Source organism: Streptomyces mutabilis (genome assembly GCF_014649815.1).
Classification (GTDB): domain Bacteria; phylum Actinomycetota; class Actinomycetes; order Streptomycetales; family Streptomycetaceae; genus Streptomyces; species Streptomyces mutabilis.
The window spans coordinates 1-592 of sequence record NZ_BMTT01000219.1 but is presented as its reverse complement, the minus strand read 5'-3'; the positions used below and the strand labels follow the sequence as shown (position 1 = coordinate 592).

At 31.2% G+C, this 592-nt stretch carries 1 protein-coding gene; it reads right to left on the bottom strand.

What is annotated here, in order from left to right:
* Positions 1-224, bottom strand: a 224-nt coding sequence (locus IE142_RS40105; protein ID WP_229831275.1) for a GRP family sugar transporter, incomplete at its 3' end; no start/stop codon positions are given.
* Between the last annotated feature and the right edge of the window lie 368 nt (positions 225-592).

The following is a 592-nucleotide window of genomic DNA, read 5'->3' as shown; positions in this document are numbered from 1 at the left end:
CCAAATGCCCATCCTGCACCTGATATGAGCGAAAATACTAATGCCATACCTCCTGGTAAACCCATACCTTTAAATAGTGCTAGAACAATTGCGAAGATCAAAGTACCAACAGTAGCACCAAAGATTTGATTGACTGGACGTCCACCAAACTTAGAAGCGATAGTTGGAAATAATCCCCAACCTAATAGTGGCCCTAATCCGATTAAAATAGCTATAAAGTCCATAAGACACCTCTATATATTTCATTTTTATATGTAATTCTTCCACTCAATCATCATACTACTTCTTTCATTCATTGTATACGCTTACACTCTTTGTCAAAAAATTGTCTTAAATTATATTCATATTTAAGTTATTTTTATCGTTAAACTTGAAAACAAATAAATATGTATATAAAATTTATAATTTAATACACACAAAAAAGCACCTTAAATGTTTTCATTACTCATTTAAGGTGCTTATTAAATTAAATATTTATTTTAACGGTTACCTACATCATGACCGACATCTACAGTATTTTTATCTTTATCATAAACAGCACCTTGGACACTGCCAAAGTTTGGATCATTATGCTTTTCTTCAACACCATAAC